The following is a 17456-nucleotide window of genomic DNA, read 5'->3' on the forward strand; positions in this document are numbered from 1 at the left end:
ACCTTAAATCAATATCTGAACTCAATCCCGTTAAATCAATGGTCGCGGTGCCAGGGTGTTGCGCAACAAACGTATAAAAATCATTTTCCCCAGCATAACCTGTAATGCTGGCATCTCCATTACTGTCCAGTGAAACCGCCGCTGCTCCCGTTCGAGAGTCACCCGCATCACTACCACTGACGGTGGTACCGTTAATTATATCATTAACAGCAGCGACTGTATGGATACTCAAATTATAATCTGAGGTCTTTTTGTTATAAGGAAAGACCATGACGTAATAGGTCTCTCCTGATGTGATATCATAGGATATAGATTCACAATTTCCAGGGGATTCTGAAGAATCTAACACGGATCCAGAGCTGCTCAATAACTTTAAATCAATATCTAAATTCAATCCCGTTAAATCAATTGAACTCAATCCCGTTAAATCAATGGTCGCGGTGCCATTATCTTGCGCGACAAACGTATAATAATCATTTTCCCCAGCATAACCTGTAATGCTGGCATCTCCATTACTGTCTAGTGAAACCGCAGCTGCTTCCGTTCGAGAGTCACCCGCATCACCACCACTGACAGTGGTACCGTTAATTATATCAGTATTGCCACTGCTGATACTCAAATTATAATCTGAGTTCTGGCCTATACTATAAGGATAGACCTTGACGTAATAGGTCTCTCCTGAGATGAGATTATAGGAAACAGAGTCATGGCAATTTGCACCCGCTACTGAGGAATCTAACGTTGATCCAGAGCTGCTCAATAACATTAAATCAATATTTAAACTCAATCCCGTTAAACCAATGGTCGCGGTGCCAGGGTTTTGCGCGACAAATTTATAATAATCATTATCACCAGCATAACCTGTAATGCTGGCATCTCCATTACTGTCTAAGGAAACCAAAGCTGCTTCCGATAGTGAGTTACCCGCATCACCACCACTAATGGTGGTACCGTTAATTATATCATTAACAGTAGAGACTGTATTGATACTCAAATTATAATCTGAAATATTATAGCCAAAAGGATCGACTTTGACGTAATAAATATTTCCTGATGTGAGATTATAGGATACCGATTCACTGGAACTTCCACCCGAAGATGAGGAATGCGAAGATGAGGAATCCACCGTTTGGTGAGAGCTGCTAAATAACATTAAATCAATATCTGAAATCAATCCAGTTAAATTAATGGTCGCGGTGCCATTGTGTTCCGCGAAAAACTTATAATAATCATTATCACCAGCACAACCTGTAATGCTGGCATCTCCATTACTATCTAATGAAACCAAAGCTGCTTCCGATAGTGAGTTACCCGCATCACCACCACTGATGGTGGTACCGTTAATTATATCAGTATTGCCACTGTTGATACTCAAATTATAATCTGAGGTAGATGTGTTTTCATAAGGAAAAACCAGGACGTAATAGGTCTCTCCTGAGATGAGATTATAGGATATACCTTGAATGAAACTTCCACCAAAATATGAGACATCTAACTCTGATCCAGAGCTGCTCAAGAGTCTTAAATCAAGATCTGAACTGAATCCCGTTAAATCAATTTTCGCGGTGCCATTGCTTTGCGCGACAAACGTATAATAATCATCATCATCAGCATAACCTGTAATACTGGCATCTCCATTACTATCTAATGAAACCAAAGCGGCTTCCGATAATAAGTCACCCGCATCGCCACCACTGAGGATGGTACCATTAATTATATCATTATTAATTGTCATTTTTAATTTCCTTGTAAATTTATTAAAAATTCTGATTAAAGCTTATAATGGGGAACTCCCAAAATCTTCCTCCCATTTGTAAACCTCTGATCGATAAAAATAAGGTGGTATCTGATGCCAGCCTTTGTCGCGTTGTTTGAGTCCTTTTGATGATTTTGTCTGCTGATTGGACTTCTCAAACAGATCTTTCGCCCATCTTCTTCGTTACAGTCAAAAATGAACGAAATACAGGAAACCTGCTCCTTCTGTCGTGTGTTCACGCAAAAAAATGAGACAATAATAAATGGTCAATAATCTTAGTGTGCTCTTGGCAAGAAGGTGTGTTGGGCTGAAATTAGACCGCGATTTTATCTCATCATCCTGATTTTACGTATTTTTCCTATTTAAGAAATCATAATTATAACATTATTTTTACTTAAAGTGGTTACAATATTTTCTTTATTTTTACAATAATTATTCTTTTATGGAGGCCAAAAATCAACCACTTAGAGACAAGGCATACCTTGTCTCATACCATTCCTATTAAGTTGAAACCGTACTAAATGCCATTTTCACTTTCTATTGGCGAATGTAAAGGCAGGGGGATGGGAGGCAGGAGAAAGGAGACAGGGAAAGGCAAAAGACGGAAAAACAAAGGACAGAGAACCAACGAAATACACGGAAAACACTAAAAATGTATATAATACCATTCCTATTAAGTTATGCTTCTGTTTAAGGAGGCCCAATCCCGGTTATATCTGCTCTTAATAATTCCGGGAATTGCTACCAGTTTATTCCATGCGGTATCGTTACGTTTGTCGTCATTGTGTAGACAAAACATGCCTTGTCTCTACATCATCGCCGGAATCACTGTTGTACCGATTTTTCACCAATGATGATGAATGCCACCGTTATCACCATTGTGATCAATTTTACAGCCTGTTTATCCATTCGTGGTTCCTTTTGCAGTCTGCGACCACGAACAGGCACAATTTTCACTCATACCAATTACATTTTTTGGAGGTATTGAACATGTACAAATCCGTCATTCCCGTTTCATTCACAACACACAAAAACACCAAAATCCTTCCGCTTAACTCGTTTGCCTTTGCCGCCAGGACCCATCTGCTCCCGGCCCTGCCCGAGGAATTTTCAAAAGGGAGTCTTCATTTTCCCATCGTTTTTTTAAACCAGGAAAACGCGATCATCCCGTTTTTTCTCTTCGGTCTCGCACCCGAAACCAACGTATTCGTCAACTCCAGCGAAAAATGGCTCGCCCCGTATGTCCCGGCGGCACTGAGACGGTACCCCTTCATCCTCGCCAGGGGTGAAAAAGAAAATTCGTTTATCGTATGCATGGACGCAAACAGCGGGCTTTTGTCTGAAACGGAAGGCACCTCCCTGTTCAGGCTCAATGGCAAGCCGGGCAAGGTACTCAAGCAGGCCAGTGAATTTCTGAAAAGCTTCCAGCAGGGGCTCTCCCATGGCGAGATCTTTTATGCCCTGCTGAAAAAACACGATCTTCTGACACACCTGAACCTGAAGCTGACCACGGACAAAGGCGAGGAACGGACGGTTTCGGGAATCATGGCCGTCGACGAGACGAAACTAAACGGCCTCGACGACCAGGCCTTTCTCGAAATCCGGGCAACAGGCATGGTGCCACTTATCTACGCCCACCTCCTCTCCCTGCAGAAGATCGAAACCCTGAACGTGCCCGGCAGTCTCCCGATCCCGGCAAACCCGACACCCGCCCCCCTGGTTCCAATTGGAAATGTGCCGGACAGTTTCCATTTTGGTGAATAATACCATTCCTATTAAGTTGAGACCTTACTTAATGCCATTTTCACTTTCTATTGGCGACTGTAAAGGCAGGGGGACGGGAAACAGGAGAAAGGAGACGGGAGACAGGGAAAAGCAAAAGACGGAACAGCGAAAAACTTTTTGCCAAAGGAAAGCTCTAAACATGCGAATAAAGGCAAAAAACTTTAAAAAAGATTTTAAAATTAAACAGAGAATTGCTGTTGTTCTATCTTTACTCGCATTCTCTGGTTAATACAAAATGTAAATGGTATAATATCAATTACATTTTTTACTGACCAGAGAACACAACTGCGTGGACATCTTTTTTTGGAGATTAGGAATGAGTAATAATTTGTGTTGATTCGTGTCCATTCGTGGTTCCTTTTGCAGTTTGTAACCACGAACAGGCACGAATTTTCACGAATACCAAACTCAGCCCTAATCTTCCCGCAAAGCATTGTCCGTCATTCTCACAAAGGGTTCCAGCAGGTAGGACAAAATGGTTCGTTTCCGGGTGGTGATATAACAGACAGCGGGCATGCCGGGATACAGGTAGGCATTCGCCTGCTTCAACTCTTCGGGGGCTACCACCACGTGGACCACATAGTAAGGCACAGCGCCCCCCGGGGTCTGCTGGGTGATCTGATCTGCGGACACATAGTCCACCACTCCAGAAAATCGCGGCGTTGATCGACGGTCAAAAGCAGACAGGGTGACCTCGGTATGCTGCCCCACGTGGACCCTGGTGATATCGTCGGGACGAAGAGATGCCTCAATGATCAACCTGGCACCCCTGGGGACGATCTCAAGTAAAGGATCACCTGAACCGATCACGGCTGAGCGTTCCGAATGAATCTGCATATTGATGACAATGCCCGTCATGGGAGCCAAAATTTCGAGACGTTTCTGGGTATCCAACATGGGCCTGAGCTGTTCCCGGAGCTGGAAAATGACGTCCTCGACCTTGCTCAGTTCATCAATGGCATTTTCCCTGTAGGTATTACGAAGATCGACAATGCGCAGCTTGAATTCCTCAATGTGCTGTTTCCCTTCGGCAATGGAATTCTTCAGGCTCCCGGCCTTTCCCTGGGAAGTGGAAAGACGTCTCTTGAGTTCAAGTACCTGATTCTTGTCGATATATTTTTCCTTGAGCAGTTCCTCCTTGTCCAGGATCTCATCCTTCAGGGTGACAATGATCTCCTGTTCGGCTGTCAACTGGGCCTGCGAGCCTTCTATCTGCTTCTGCAACTGCTCAATCTGGGTATTGTAGAGGGAGGTCTTGCCAAGTATATCGCGACGACCGGAAGTGAAAACCTTGCCTTCCTTGTTCATGACATCTCTGGCGGTGTCCGAATCATTGGCAGCCAGCAGTTCCTCGGGCCAAATAACAGATTCTGCAATCCGGCTCTCGGCCCGAAGCCGTGCAGCCAAAGCCAGCTTGGCCAGAAGCTGCCCTCGATTAAGGGATACGGCCGCGTTTACCTGCGCGCCCTTCAGCCGGATAAGCACCTGCCCCCTGGTTACTTCGTCGCCCTCACGGACAAAAATCTTGTCCACGAGACCACCTTCCAGATGCTGGACCACCTTCTTGTTCTCCGAAACCTTCACGGTCCCCGGGGCAATAACCGCCCCGTAAAAAGGCAGAAAAGCCGTCCAGACAAAAAGCCCTCCAAAAAACAATACGATAATCACCAGGCCGATGATGATGATCGACCTGGGATTGGTATCCAGAATTTTCTCTTCTTCAGGTGTCAGGTTGGACATCTCTTTTCTCCCTTCAGGGTATAATGGGTACCTTGAATAATCAGTCTTTCGCCCATCTTCTTCGTTACAGTAAAAAATTTATCCTCCGACAAAGCGAGGAACGAGACGTCGAGATATCAGACATATACTTGTGGTAAATTTCCTCCTGTGCCTCGAATATGAACGAAATACAAGATTATTCAAAGTGCCCTAATATCAATTACATTTTTTACTAACCAGAGAACGCAACTGCGTGGACATCTTTTTTTGGCGATTACGAATGGATAAACAGGATGTAAAATTGATCTCATTGGAGAAACATCTGTTGTGCTGGAGACGCCCAAATTAGTCGTCTCTACAAAGACCTTTTCCTGCCTCCTGCCTCCCCTTTTCCGTTCTTCCTGCTTTAAATTTAAAAAAATCTTTATTCTCAAATGCTTCTGCCCTTCTTCGCGTTCCTTAGCGTTCTTCGCGGTGAAAAAATTGTCTTACTGAACAAAATACAAGCTGTTTCAAGGTACCCTCAAGTCGTATGATTCTGCCCGGACGCGGCGACTCCATGCGGCGGGGTCATCAGTTTTTGAAAGACCACCTCGCGGGGACCAAACATGGCCACCTGGCCGTCCTTCAAAATCAACATCTTGTCTACAAAAGAAAGCAGGGCAGGCTTATGAGTTACCATAATGGTGGTCACGCCTTTGTTCTTGAGCTGCATCAGGGCCTGCAGCAGGGCTTTTTCGCCCTGTTCATCCAGATTGGAATTGGGTTCGTCGAGGATGACCAGTTTGGGCTCACCGTAAAACACCCGGGCCAGGCCGATACGCTGACGCTGACCGCCGGAGAGATTTCTGCCCCCTTCGCCAATCTGGGTATCGTACCCCTGAGGAAGACGCAGGATAAGCTCATGGACTCCCGCAAAGGTTGCGGCCTGGACAACTTTTTCCGAATCGATCACACCCAGCCGGGCAATATTCTCGCTGATGGTTCCAGCAAAAAGCTCAACATCCTGAGGAAGATAGCCGATATATTTCCCCAGAGACTGTCCATCCCTGGTAAATATATCCGCCCCGTCCAGACGGACCTTGCCCGAAGATCCGGCCCATATTCCCAAGAGCACACGGCACAGAGAACTCTTTCCCGCGCCACTGGATCCGATGAGACCAAGCAGTTCACCCTGCTCCAGTCCGAAAGAAATATTTTGCAGGATCGGTCGGTTAGCCAGACGCAAAGTCACGGCTTCCACATCAAGTTTACCTTCAGGCTCTGGCAATTCCATGGAAGAAGGAGCAACCCTCCGGTCCAAAAGTCCCCCCAGACGCCTGCAGGCCCCCCTGGCCTCCACGGTCTGCTTCCAGGTGGACATAAGCTGTTCTATGGGATTGAGGGCCTGGCGCATGATGATGGAGGCAGCGATCATGATTCCCACAGTGGTTTCGTTCTGCAGAACAAGGTACGCGGCCAGACCGTAGACAAAAACCTGCATGGCGGAGCGAAAACTTTTGCTGATGGAGGTCAGCAGGCTGGAAAATCTGTAGGCATTGGTCTGCAGATAGACGACCCGATCCTGTCTTCGCTTCCAATGGGCGACAAACCCGGAAAGCATGTTCATTCCGGTGAGCACTTCTGCATTATGCAGTCCAGCAGCCACCAGCTGATTTGTCTGCGTTTCTATGGCTTTGGCTGTAGAAAACCGGGTGTTCGTCAACAGTTCCTGAAAAATCCCCAGGATCACCAGGATGACGCCGCCGCCGAGGGCCAGCCAGCCAAGAAGAGGATGCATCAGGTAGATGACAAAGATATACACCGGCACCCAGGGCAGATCAAAAAGGGAAAACATGGCACTGCCGGCAAAATAATTGCGCAGCATATTGATATCCGCAATGCCCTCTTTATACGCCAGGGAATCAACGCGTGAGGCATCCTTGAGCATCTCCACCACAACCGGCTCACTTAAGGTTCGGTCAATGGCCAGACCTGCGCGCACCAGCAGACGGGAACGCAAAAAATGCAGACAGGCAAACACCAGGAGTGCAAACATGGCACCGATGGTCACCGTGATCAGAGTCGGCATGCTGCGACTGACCAGAACCTTGTCGTAGATGGCCAGCATATAGATAGGAAAAGTCAGGTTCAGGGTGTTTATGAACAGACTGAAAATTCCTGCAAAGACAAAATACCGCATCCATTTTTTCAACAACGATTTCATACATGCTCCTTATGGGGTCGGGGAGGGATATCGTCGTCCCACGGAATAATCCAAATGAGCCCGGGCGATGCGATAATCGGCCTGTGCTTTGACATAACTGGCCTCGGCATCACGCAACTTGTCTTCAACAACCAGAACTTCAAGAAGAGTTCCAACCATCCTGTGCAACCGGGCTTGAGCCCGATTGTAATTTTCAAGGGCGCTGTCGAAAAAAGTCTGGGTAATCCTGATCCTTTCTCTGGCTTCTTTCAGAGAAAAATAACTTGTCTTTACCTGGGTTTCCACCTGATCTCTGATCTGTTTGAGATTGTTTGTCAGACGACTGATCTCATGCCTGGCCTGCTGGGCTTTGTAACAACTCTTGCCCCCCTGAAACAGGTCCCATTGCAGGGTTAACTGTGCTTTATAGTAATTATCATGCCCATCCTTATCATACTCGGTTTCATACGCAATACCGGGGTCGGCATAATCGATATTGTGATCATTGTAACTCATGCTCATGGACACCCGGGGATAAAATCGACCAAGGGCAATCTGTCTGTCCTTGCGTGCTATTGCCACCCCTTTTTCTCCTGCCTGTATTTCAGGTCTGGATGCAAAAGCCATGTCCAGACATGCTTTCATGGAGGGACAGGGTCTCACCTCCGCATCCTGCAGATTTCCCTTGAAATCGACAGGGATCTCGTCGGGAACCTGGATCAGCATCTTCAGCTCAATGGTTTTCCGGGCCACACTGTTTTCGGCCTGACTGAGCTGCTGCCGGGAGTTGGCCAGTTCAGCCTCTACCTCGAGAACATTGCTGTACGGGATCATTTCCTTGTCCAGAAAGGCATGCACAGCCCTGGCATTGGTCTCCAGACGGTGCACACTGGAGGTAAGTCTGGTCACATCTTCAAGGGCTTTGAGACGATCGAAAAAAGTCGTCTGCACATCCAGCACCATTTGCATTTCATCCTGCATCTTCTGAGCTCGCACCATCTCCCTGTTCAGCAGCGACCGTTGATAGGCGTTTACTACAGTTAATCCGGCAAACAGGGTTTGAGTAACCTCCAGGCTGAGGGTCCGGCCTGTCTGATCCACATAGTTGGAATCCGACAGCCCTCCACTCCAGACGTTGTTGATCCTGTCATTTGAAGCGTACAGGGCGACCTGTGGAAAAAAATCAGCCCGGGCCATGCCAACCTCCGAGCCTGAGCTGCGTACAGCGTCCTCGGCAGACAAGATTCGCGGGTTTATGGACAATGCACGCTCAATACATTGCTCAAGGGTGAAGAGACGAAGCCCTTCTTTACTCCCCACTGCCTGATCATCCTGAAGCACCTGAGCAGAGGACTCCGCAGACAGGAGTACTCCCATCACCAGAGCGATCAACCACACCTGCCATTTTCGACGACACACCACTGTATTCTCCTTTCACTGAATGCGCGGAAATCCCCGCCATTCAGGCGGGGGAGGATATCAATGCCCTACCCTGTCTTCCCCTGGTCCCGGGCCGCCCGCTTTGCCCGGGCAATTTTTTCGAGCACAACATCTTTGGGGCCGAACATGGCCACCTGACCGTTCTGAAGTATGAGCACCTTGCTGGCCACCTGAAGCAGGGACATCTGATGCGTAATGACCACACAGGTGGTGGTCTTTTCCGAGCGCAGCCGCAGCAGCATCCGGATCAGATGCTGCTCAGTCTCTTCATCCAGATTGGAAGTGGGTTCATCCAGAATTAAGAGCGTCGGTTCGTTATACAGTGCCCGGGCAAGACCAACCCGCTGTTTTTCGCCGCCGGAGAGAACGATTCCGTCCTTGCCATCAATACGGGTATCAAAACCATTGGGGAGCCCCTGGATAAAGGCCTCGATATTTGCAGCCCTGGCAGCACGGAGGACAATCTCCTCATCCACCGCGCCCAGACGGGCGATATTCTCGGCAATGGTCCCGGGGAACAACTCAATTTCCTGGGGCAGATAGCCGATATAATTGCCGAGTTCATTCTGATCCCAGGCATACATGTCCACTCCGTCCAGCCGCAGGCTGCCCATGGCTGGCGGCCAGATCCCGAGCAATATCCGTGACAGAGTTGTCTTTCCAGCGCCGTTGAGGCCGATGAGGCCCAAAAAATCACCCGGTTCCAGGGTAAAGGAAATATCATGAAGCACAATCTGCCTGCCGAAGGCAAAAGACAGATGTTCAGCCTCGATTTCCCCCCTGGGAGCAGGTAAAACCATCTTTTCGGGTCGTGCGTCAATAAAGGCACTGAAGGCAGACAGCCTTTTATACGCCTCCCCGGCCTGTACCGTTGATTTGGCACTGTAAATGGCAAGTATGAGAGGAGAAAGAGCCTGGCCCATAATCATCGAGGCCGCGATCATAATCCCCGGATCAAACCCTTCGGTAAGGACATAATAGGCCCCAAGTCCATAGATCAACACATTCATGGAGCTTTGAATTCCCTTGAGCGCACTCTGGGTAATCCCTGCAAATCGGCTGGCCACGGTCTGATTGAAAACCATGGTACGGTTGCCTGCGTCGAATCGGGTATAAACATTTTCAGCCATGCCCATGGCATTCACTGCCTCTGCATTTCTGAGCATAGTGTCTACGAATCTGCGGTTATGATTATTGGCTGCACTGGCGACAACAAGATGCGAACGTGTCAATCGGTCCTGCAGTATGCTCAGAGCAACGGCAAGAATACAGCCTCCCAGGGCGAGAAAACCAAGACCAGTATGGAAAAAAAAGATGAGAATCAGGTAAAACGGGGTAAAGGGAACATCAAAAAGGGCATACAGACCATGATTATTAAAATAATTACGCAACAGGGCAAGATCAGCATTCCCCTGCTGATAGGTCCGCTTTACGGGCCCCGAATTCCCTTTGATTATCTGGTGCAGGACACTCGTTCCCAGAGTGTGGTCTAAATCATTTCCCGCAGTCCGTAAAAGTTTGCTCCGGAGAGTGGAAAAAAACGCCAGGTGAACCAGCGCATACAAGGCGACAATCGTAATGGTATAGAGCGAAGAGTCACTGTAGCTGGCCACGATCGTATCGTATATGGCAAACATGTAAAAAGAAAATGTCAGCTGCAGAAAATTTATAAGACAACTCAGTACAGCAGCGCAGACAAAGTACTTCTTCCACTTGCGTAAAAATTTCTTCATCTGCCCATCATATCCATATCAGCAACGAACACTTTAAAAAAAAGAGCATGAGGGTATTTTAAATAGTCGCCCATCTTCCTGGTTACAATCAAAAATGTATCCTCGGTGATAAGCACTGGACAGTTACAGGCGGGTACATTCTCTCCTGTGCCTCGAAGAAAAACGAATGCAGGCCGCTTCAAGATACCCCTCACATCTGAGAATCTTTTTTGTCGAGATAGACATCAACATCGCTATATGACCAGATGGCAGGGTCCCTGGACTTATCGCTCTTTGGTCGTACGCTGTGAGGCGTACGCTCTGCCAGACGATCAAAGAAGATATAAATCAAAAAAAATACAAAAGGCCCCAGCAGAGCATATACGCCGAGAACCTGAAGAGCCAGTTGAATACCCAAATCCATACGAACCACCTTTCCGGAATGACGTTGATAAAAAAAACAAAGACAAAAAGCAGGGCAGCAAAACGTGATGATATACCATTCCTATTAAGTTATGACTCCTTTCTCCCGTCTCCTTTCTTCTGATCCCCAGGAAATATATCTCACGAACGCAGCGCAATAAGTGTAACACAGTGATATAAAAAGAGTGCATTACCAGCAGCCCTCACTCTTTGAGAAAAATACCAGATCATGGTCTTTTTTCAAACAGGAAGATCTCAGACTGAGATTGCTGGTGCGCTGAATTGTTCTAAGAGTATAATTTCATGTAAAATTCGTTAAACCTCTTGTGAAGGAAAATAATGAATCAAAGAACAAACAATCTGGCGGCCTATATCTGGTCGCTGGCCGACCTCTTGCGTGGCGATTTCAAACAGAGTCAGTATGGGCGGGTGATCCTGCCCTTCACCCTGCTCCGGCGGCTGGAAGGTGTGCTGGAAGCGACAAAGCCTGCGGTATTGGCAGAATATGACACCATCCAGAAAATGAACCTGCCCGAAGCCGGCGAGGAGAAGCTTTTACTCCGGGCCACAGGCGGACTCTCCTTTTTCAATATTTCCAAAATGGATCTGGGGACGTTGGGTGAGGCCGGGATTAAAGCCAATCTGGAATCCTATATACAGGGCTTTTCCCGCGATGCCCGGGAGATCTTTGAATATTTCAAGTTCGACGAATTCATCGGTCAGCTCAGTGACGCCAACCTGCTGTATAAAATTGTGCAGAAGGTCCGGGTCACCGATCTTTCCCCGGAGATGGTCTCCAATCGTGAAATGGGGATGGTTTTTGAGGAGCTTATCCGCCGTTTTGCAGAAAGTTCCAACGAGACCGCCGGGGAACACTTCACGCCCCGGGATATTGTCCGCCTGACCACCTCCCTGGTGTTCATGGAAGACGATGATGTCCTGACAAAACCGGGGATTATCCGTACCATTTATGATCCTACGGCGGGGACAGGCGGCTTTCTTTCCTCGGGAATGGAATACGTACACGAGCTGAATCCCCAGGCGGTGATCCGGGCCTTCGGCCAGGAGCTGAATCCGGAGAGTTACGCCATCTGCAAGGCGGACATGCTCATCAAGGGTCAGGAAGTGAGCAATATCAAATACGGCAACACCCTGTCCGGGGATCAGCTGTACGGGGACCGGTTCGACTACATGCTCTCCAATCCCCCCTTTGGTGTGGACTGGAAGAAGATCGAAAAAGAGATCAAGGACGAGCACACTCTCAAGGGATTTGAGGGCCGTTTCGGACCGGGTCTGCCCCGCGTCTCTGACGGTTCCCTGCTCTTTCTGCTGCACCTGATCAGCAAGCTGCGGGACGTGGCTGAGGGCGGCGGGCGCATCGGGATTATTCTGAACGGCTCACCGCTGTTTACCGGAGGTGCCGGGTCCGGAGAATCCGAAATCCGCCGCTATATCCTGGAAGCGGATCTGCTGGAAGCCATCGTCGCTCTGCCCACCGATATGTTCTACAACACCGGCATAGCAACCTATGTGTGGGTGCTCTCCAACACCAAAGCCCCGGAGCGAAAAGGCAGGGTACAGCTCATCAACGGGGTGCATCTGTACGGCAAGATGCGTAAATCCCTGGGGTCCAAGCGCAAGGTTATGGAGGAGGAAGATATCGCCCTCATTACCCGTACCTGCGGGGATTTTGAGACGATCGACGCCATGGAGCTGGACAAGCCCGAAGAGGTAAAAAGTAACCGGGGACGCCAGTCCGCAAACGGCAAAAAGAGCGATCTTAAAACCTTCAGCAGCAAGATTTTTTACTCCCACGAATTCGGCTACCGGCGGATCACCGTAGAACGCCCCCTGCGGATGTCGTATCAGTTCAGTGACGAACGCATTGCAGAACTGCGTTTTGCCCCCAAACCGCTGAACGAGCCCATGAAATGGGTGTACGGGGAATATGGCCGGGAATGGGCCGACAATGAGAATGGCGGCCGGTATGGCGATCTGAGCACGGTGGCGGACGATGTCCGCAAACATCTCAAGAAACAGTATGCCGGTCTCAAAGAAAAGCAGATCAAGGATATCTTGAACCGTAAAACCTGGGTGGCCCAGAAACAGATTTTGGACAAGGCCAAACACTTGCAGGATCATATTGGCACGGATCAGCATGACGATTTCAACGGGTATGACGCGGCCCTGAAGTCCTCGGGGATAAAGCTTGATGCCAAAGAGAAGAAACAGATCACAGCTGCGGTGAGCTGGAAAAATCCGGATGCCGCAAAGGTGATCAAGAAGGTCCACAAGAAAGGCACGGCCGATCCCATGTACGGGCTGTTTGATGTGGACGGCAGGATCGTGGAATATCAGGTGGACGGCGACCTGCGCGACCATGAAAACATAGCCCTTGATCCCAGCCGCCCGGTCAATGTGGTCAATGAGGAATATTTTCTCCGGGAAGTCCTGCCCCATGTCTCCGAGGCATGGATTGACGCGGGCAAGCGGGATGACAAGGACGGAGAGATCGGCATTGTGGGCTATGAAATCCCCTTCAACCGCCATTTTTATGTGTACCAGCCGCCACGGGATCTGGCGGAGATCGATGCGGACTTGGATAAGGTGAGTGGTGAGATTATGGAATTGTTGCGGGAGGTTCGGTCGTAATGCAACCAAGGGAGAAAGGAGACGGGAGACGGGAGACAGGAAAAAGCAAAAGCAACCACGGATAGACACGGATGAACACGGAAAGATGTAATTGGTATAACGTTGGGATTGCTGCACCATTGACGGGAAAATTAACCCAAAACGGTAATTTCGGCAATGATGTAGAGACAAGGCATGCCTTGTCTACACGGTGACGGGAATTGTAACGGAAAAGGGAGACGGGAGACGGGAAAAAGCAAAAGCAACCACGAATGGACACGAATTTACACTAATACAAAGCACATTTTTTACTGACTAAAGAACTCGGCTGCGTGGACATCTTTTTTAGCGATTACAAATGATTAATAATTCGTGTTTATTCGTGTCAATTCGTGGTTACAAACAACAAAAGAACAGGCCGGAAAACTGGCAGAAACCAAAAATAATGGAATGAAAATCATGAAATTGTTGCGGGAGGTACGCTCATAATGGCGGGGAGATATCGGGCGTATCCTGAATATAAGGATTCCGGGGTTGAGTGGTTGGGGGAGGTGCCTTGCCATTGGGATGTAATACAGATCAAACATCTAAGTTGCGTAAAGAGGGGGGCTTCTCCCAGACCTATAGATGACGCAAAATATTTTGATGAAGATGGCGAATACGCTTGGACAAGAATTGCTGATGTTACGGCATCAAATGTGTACCTAAAAGAATCACCGCAAAAATTATCAGACTTAGGAAGCTCTCTTAGTATTAAATTGCAGCCAGGATCTCTATTCCCGAGCATTGCGGGAACCGTTGGGAAACCATGTATAACAGGAATAAAAGCTTGCATTCATGATGGTTTTGTCTATTTTCCAGAGTTAGTTATCCCTAATAAATACTTATTCTATGTTTTTGCTGGGGGGCAAGCCTATCAAGGATTAGGTAAATTTGGCACACAACTGAATCTCAATACAGACACTGTTGGAGGAATTAAAGTTGGAATACAAGAAAACAGTGAATTATGCCGGATAGTGGATTTCCTCGACCACGAAACCGCCAAAATCGACACACTGATCGAAAAACAGCAACAGCTCATCACCCTGCTCCAGGAAAAGCGTCAGGCGGTGATCAGCCATGCCGTGACCAGGGGGTTGAATCCCGATGCCCCGATGAAGGACTCCGGGGTGGAGTGGTTGGGGGAAGTGCCGGAGCATTGGGTAACAAAATCTAAACTACTCAACTTTGCAGATAATAGCAGAGGTTGTTTTGTCAATGGACCCTTTGGCAGCGATTTACTATCAAGTGAACTGAGAGAAGAAGGGGTCCCCGTTATATATATTCGTGACTTGAAAACAACAGGGTATAAGAGAGTAAGCACCGTTTTCGTCTCTAAAGAAAAGGCAAATCAGCTTGAAGTATGTAAAACTGTCTCCGGCGATATTTTAATTGCAAAAGTAGGTGATCCTCCGGGAGATGCTTGTATTTATCCTAAAGATGAACCCGTAGCGATTATTACACAGGATGTAATCAGGATAAGGGTAAACCAAGAAGAAGTCAGTGCACATTATTTGACAATGTTATTGAATTCAAATTATGGAAAATTAGTTATCGATGATATCAGTGTGGAATCTACTCGTAAAAGGGTTTCTCTTGGTGATTTTAAGTCTACACGTTTCCCTCGACCTCCTTTTGAAGAACAAGTTAAAATAGCTTGTTATATCAATACTCAATGCAAAAAGCTTGATGCGTTAATCAAAAAAGCCAAGAAGGCTATCGATTTATCTAAAGAACGCCGAACCGCCCTGATCTCCGCCGCCGTCACCGGCAAAATCGACGTCCGTTCCTGGCAGCCCCCAACCTCCTCCTCCACCAGTGAGCATCTTCAATGAATTCCCCAGCCGACAGCGCCAAAGAACTCGTCTTCCAAAACGACATCATCAACCAGCTCATGGCTGGCGGCTGGCTGCTCGGCGACCCGTCAAAGTACAACCGGGAACTGGCCCTCTATCCCGAAGACCTGCTCGGCTTTGTCCAGGAGACGCAAAAAAAACAGTGGCAGAAATACCGTAAAATATATCCGGCAGACACCGACCAGAAATTCCTGGAACGGGTCGCCTCCCAGCTCTGTAAAGCCGATCCCAATGCTGCGGATACCGAACAGCGAACCTTCGGCACCCTGGGCGTCCTGCGTCATGAAATCCGTGACCGGGGTGCCCGCTTCAGTCTGTGCCAGTTCAAGCCCGAGCATGATCTGAACCCCGACACCCTGGTCCGTTACCAGAAGAACCGGCTGCGGGTCGTTCCTGAGCTGGTCTATTCCCCCTGGGCCACTGAGGCGCATCTACAGGAGACCGGCAGCAGGGCCAGGGCATGGCGCATTGATCTGGTGCTCTTTGTCAACGGCATTCCGGTGGCTACCATGGAGCTGAAATCCGAATTCAAGCAGGCGGTGGAAAATGCCGTCAGGCAGTACAAAAGCACCCGGCTGCCCGTTGATCCCGTGACCAAAAAGCCGGAACCACTTTTGACCTTCAAACGGGGTGCGCTGGTCCATTTCGCGGTGAGTCAGTATGAAGTGTATATGACCACCCGGCTGAACGGTGCCGAGACCTTTTTTCTGCCCTTCAACAAGGGAACGTCTGACGGCGGGGCCGGAAACGATGTGCCTGCAGACGTGAGCCGCTATGCCACGGACTATCTGTGGAACGAAGTGCTACTGCCGGACAATCTGCTGACCATTCTTGGCCGGTATGTGCATTTGCAGATCGAGGAGCAGGAGGACTGGGAAGGGAGAAAATGCCGCAGGGAAACCATGATCTTCCCCCGCTATCATCAGTGGGATGTGGTCAACAAGCTCATCAACGCCGCCCGCATTGAGGGGCCGGGGCATACATATCTGGTCCAGCACAGTGCCGGGTCGGGCAAATCAAACTCCATTGCCTGGACCGCGCACCAGTTGTCTTCCCTGCATGACGGGCAGGGACACAAGCAGTTCGACTCGGTGATCATCGTCACCGACCGCAATGTCCTCGATGCCCAGCTGCAGGATACCATCTACCAGTTCGAGCATGTCGACGGTGTGGTGGGCAGGATCAACCGCGACGAAGGGAACGGCTCCAAATCCGAAAAGCTGGCAGCGGCTCTGACCTGTTCCCAGCCCATCATCATCGTCACCATTCAGACCTTTCCCTTTGTGCTTCAGGCCATTGAGGCGGATGTGAGTCTGAAAGAACGTCATTATGCGATCATTGCCGATGAGGCCCACTCCTCCCAGACCGGGTCCACCGCCCGCAAACTCAAGGAAGTGCTGATGATTGAGGCCAGGGGAGATGATGACGAACCCCTGTCAACTGATGATATTCTCGATGCGGTGATGGCGTCGCGCCGGGCATCAAGCAACCTCAGCTATTTTGCCTTCACCGCCACCCCCAAGACCAAAACCCTCGAACTTTTCGGACGGGTTCCCGATCCTTCCCAGGTGCCCTCAGCAACCAACAAACCCCAGGCCTTCCATGTCTACTCCATGCGTCAGGCTATTGAAGAGGGGTTCATCCTCGACGTGCTTAAGAATTACACCAACTACAAGGTGGCCTATCATCTGGCCAGCGATTCCCGGGCACCCCTGAAACCCAGCAATAGCGTAGTTTTTAAAAAAAGTCTTCGTAAACATTTCAGAAGTTAAGGTAAAATTTTCCTTGACATATCGATGCGATTGTAATCGTCTTTTTGTAAGCAATATTAAAACCTTACAAGGAGGCTGCAATGTCCCGTCACATAAAAGAAACTATAAAAAGCCACAGACGAAAAATGGCCCAAACTG

At 48.6% G+C, this 17456-nt stretch carries 9 protein-coding genes and 1 pseudogene; 4 read left to right on the forward strand and 6 right to left on the reverse strand.

What is annotated here, in order from left to right; all coding sequences use genetic code 11:
- On the reverse strand, positions 1–1735 hold a 1735-nt coding region (locus JWG39_RS14975), incomplete at its 3' end, for a pre-peptidase C-terminal domain-containing protein (protein WP_205220251.1).
- Between the two features lie 1011 nt (positions 1736–2746).
- Here JWG39_RS14975 and JWG39_RS14980 point away from each other — a divergent pair.
- Positions 2747–3520, forward strand: coding sequence for a SapC family protein (locus tag JWG39_RS14980; RefSeq protein WP_205220252.1), 774 nt, complete (start codon positions 2747–2749; stop codon positions 3518–3520).
- 435 nt (positions 3521–3955) lie between these two features.
- Here JWG39_RS14980 and JWG39_RS14985 read toward each other — a convergent pair whose 3' ends face one another.
- From JWG39_RS14985 to JWG39_RS15005, 5 genes are all read right to left on the reverse strand, one after another.
- Positions 3956–5281, reverse strand: coding sequence for an HlyD family type I secretion periplasmic adaptor subunit (locus JWG39_RS14985; RefSeq protein WP_205220253.1), 1326 nt, complete (start codon positions 5279–5281; stop codon positions 3956–3958).
- Between the two features lie 502 nt (positions 5282–5783).
- Positions 5784–7466, reverse strand: coding sequence for a type I secretion system permease/ATPase (locus tag JWG39_RS14990; RefSeq protein WP_205220254.1), 1683 nt, complete (start codon positions 7464–7466; stop codon positions 5784–5786).
- A gap of 9 nt (positions 7467–7475) precedes the next feature.
- Positions 7476–8867 carry a TolC family protein gene (locus tag JWG39_RS14995; protein WP_205220255.1) on the reverse strand — a complete coding sequence of 464 codons (1392 nt, stop codon included), beginning with the start codon at positions 8865–8867 and terminating at the stop codon, positions 7476–7478.
- 65 nt (positions 8868–8932) lie between these two features.
- Positions 8933–10618 carry a type I secretion system permease/ATPase gene (locus JWG39_RS15000; RefSeq protein ID WP_205220256.1) on the reverse strand — a complete coding sequence of 562 codons (1686 nt, stop codon included), beginning with the start codon at positions 10616–10618 and terminating at the stop codon, positions 8933–8935.
- 190 nt (positions 10619–10808) lie between these two features.
- Positions 10809–11021: a hypothetical protein gene (locus tag JWG39_RS15005; RefSeq protein WP_205220257.1), complete on the reverse strand. Its 213-nt coding sequence runs from the start codon at positions 11019–11021 to the stop codon at positions 10809–10811.
- Between the two features lie 338 nt (positions 11022–11359).
- On the opposite strand from JWG39_RS15005, the gene JWG39_RS15010 reads away from it, so the two are divergent.
- The 3 genes and pseudogenes from JWG39_RS15010 to JWG39_RS15020 all read left to right on the forward strand — a co-directional run.
- On the forward strand, positions 11360–13672 hold the full coding sequence (locus JWG39_RS15010; RefSeq protein ID WP_205220258.1) for a type I restriction-modification system subunit M: 2313 nt from the start codon (positions 11360–11362) through the stop codon (positions 13670–13672).
- Between the two features lie 467 nt (positions 13673–14139).
- Complete coding sequence (locus JWG39_RS15015; RefSeq protein ID WP_205220259.1) at positions 14140–15525, forward strand: restriction endonuclease subunit S; 1386 nt, start codon at positions 14140–14142, stop codon at positions 15523–15525.
- Positions 15522–17240, forward strand: a pseudogene (locus tag JWG39_RS15020) (DEAD/DEAH box helicase family protein); the annotation flags it as partial. The gene JWG39_RS15015 and the pseudogene JWG39_RS15020, both read left to right, overlap by 4 nt.
- Between the last annotated feature and the right edge of the window lie 216 nt (positions 17241–17456).

The sequence above is a fragment of the Desulforhopalus vacuolatus genome (assembly GCF_016918505.1).
GTDB classification, from domain to species: Bacteria; Desulfobacterota; Desulfobulbia; order Desulfobulbales; family Desulfocapsaceae; genus Desulforhopalus; species Desulforhopalus vacuolatus.

What these genes read in the sequence shown, in the direction of transcription:
- JWG39_RS14980 (WP_205220252.1), top strand. Translation starts at nt 2,747, where the DNA reads ATGTACAAATCCGTCATTCCCGTTTCATTCACAACACACAAAAACACC.
- JWG39_RS14985 (WP_205220253.1), bottom strand. Translation starts at nt 5,281, where the DNA reads ATGTCCAACCTGACACCTGAAGAAGAGAAAATTCTGGATACCAATCCC.
- JWG39_RS14990 (WP_205220254.1), bottom strand. Translation starts at nt 7,466, where the DNA reads ATGAAATCGTTGTTGAAAAAATGGATGCGGTATTTTGTCTTTGCAGGA.
- JWG39_RS15000 (WP_205220256.1), bottom strand. Translation starts at nt 10,618, where the DNA reads ATGAAGAAATTTTTACGCAAGTGGAAGAAGTACTTTGTCTGCGCTGCT.
- JWG39_RS15005 (WP_205220257.1), bottom strand. Translation starts at nt 11,021, where the DNA reads ATGGATTTGGGTATTCAACTGGCTCTTCAGGTTCTCGGCGTATATGCT.
- JWG39_RS15010 (WP_205220258.1), top strand. Translation starts at nt 11,360, where the DNA reads ATGAATCAAAGAACAAACAATCTGGCGGCCTATATCTGGTCGCTGGCC.
- JWG39_RS15015 (WP_205220259.1), top strand. Translation starts at nt 14,140, where the DNA reads ATGGCGGGGAGATATCGGGCGTATCCTGAATATAAGGATTCCGGGGTT.